Annotated in this window: 1 protein-coding gene; it reads right to left on the reverse strand. The window is 64.1% G+C overall.

Going from position 1 to position 2,103, the window contains the following annotated elements:
- A partial coding sequence (locus tag AU193_RS17385) for a condensation domain-containing protein (RefSeq protein ID WP_253867906.1) occupies window positions 1–2,103 on the reverse strand: 2,103 nt, incomplete at both ends.

The raw sequence follows: 2,103 nt of genomic DNA on the forward strand, positions 1-2,103 counted from the left end.
CGACCAGCCATCGAGCACGATGTGATGGTTGGTCAGCACCAACCGATGCCGATCAGCTCCAGTACGGATCAACACCGCCCGAAAAGCCGACTGCTCGACCAGATCACACACCGCGGCCCGTTCCTCCGCGCACACCACCTGGACCTGCTCATCGAGGTCGGCCTGCCCCCCACCAAGATCGACATACCGCCACGGCGCCACCGGCTCAGCCGGAATGACCTGCACCGGCTCATCGAACTGGGCGCAGAACCGCGCCACCAGATGCGGATGACGGTCGATCACCGCATGCACCGCATCACGCAACCGATACACATCCAGCGGCCCAGCAATACCGATATCGAACTGCACCGCATACACATCATCGCCGCCCTCAGCAGTGCCGGCATGAAACAGCAGACCCTGCTGCAACGGCGTCAACGGCAACACATCAGCAACCCCATACTGCTGCTGCAACTGATCAAGCTGCTGACGACTCAACCGGGCCGGCACGATATCCGACGGCGTCAAACCGCCCCCACCAGCACGCACCCGCGCGCAAATCCCGGCCAACGCCTCAAACCACAACCGACTCAGCCGCTGCACCGCCACCTGATCCAGCGCCGACGACGCCCAGGTCCAATTAGCGTGCAACCGCGGACCGGCCGGCGAATCAGCAGTAACAGCGTTGAGCTCCACCGTGTGCCCCAACGCCATCGGTATCGCCGCGACCGCACCGGCAGCCGACAAGCCCTGCTCGCTGACCCGCCAATACTCATCCGAGACCTCGGCCGCCGCCGCACCCAAGCGCCCCAGATAGTTAAACCCGATCACCGGATCCGGTCCGCTCAGCTCGACATCAGCGTTCAAATAGCGCAACACACCATAAGTCAGGCCATCAGGCAGCCCACGCAACTGCTCCTTGGCGTCCTTGACCACCGCCTCCAACGCCGCCTCACCGGCGGCCACCTGCGCCCAATCCAACCCCCCCACACTCAACGCCACCGGGTACTTCGTCGTGAACCACCCCACCGTGCGCGTCAAGTCCACACCAGCAACCAACTCCTCCTCACGCCCATGACCCTCCACATCAATACCGATCGGCGCAGCGCTCCCGGAGAACTGCGCAACCGCCAACCCAAACGCGATCAACAAAACGTCGTTCACCCCGGCATGAAACGCCGCAGGCACCTCACCCAAAAGCATCCGAGTCGTCTCGGCATCCAACTGCACCGACAAATACCCAGCCGTGGCAAACGTATCCACCCCCGGCTGCACAGCGGGCAACACCGCCGGCGTCGCCACCACCTGCCGCCACACCTGAGCATGCTCAACAACATCAGGCCGATGCGCATACCCCGCCAACAACTCAGACCACCGCGCAAACGACGTCCCGGCCGCCGGCAGGGCGATCGCCTGCCCACCACGATGCTGGGCCCACGCAATATTCAAGTCTTCCAACAGGATTCGCCACGACACCCCATCGACCGCCAGGTGGTGAATGATCAGCGCGAGCTGGCCGGTCGAACCGGCCCACACCGCACGAACCATCACCCCAGCCGCCGGGTTCAGCCGCGACCGCGCCCCCACCACCGCAGCCTCAGACAACACCTGCACCGACTGCACACACCCGCGCGCATCCACCGAACCAACCTCAGGCACCCACAACGACCAACCACCCGCGCCGTCATCGTCGACCCGACACCGCAACATGGCGTGGCGATCCAACAACCCCTGCAACACCACCACCACATCGGCCTCAGTCACACCAGCAGGAGCCTGCAACACCATCGTCTGGTTGAACTCATCAACCGAACCCTCGACACCTTCCAACCACCGCATGATCGGCGTCGCGACCACCGCCCCGACACCCTCATCAACCGCAACCGCCTGCCCATCGGCCACCCCAGCCACCGCAGCCAACCGCGCCACCGTCTGCTCGACAAAAACATCACGCGGACGACACACCACCCCAGCAGCCCGCGCCCGAGCCACCACCTGCATCGACAAAATGCTGTCCCCACCCAACTCGAAGAACGAATCATCGACGCTGACCCGCTCCAGCCCGAGGACTTGGGCGTAAATACCGGCCAAAACCTCCTCAACAGCGTTGCCAGGAGCCCGATA

The organism is Mycobacterium sp. GA-1285 (genome assembly GCF_001499905.1).
Lineage (GTDB): Bacteria > Actinomycetota > Actinomycetes > Mycobacteriales > Mycobacteriaceae > Mycobacterium.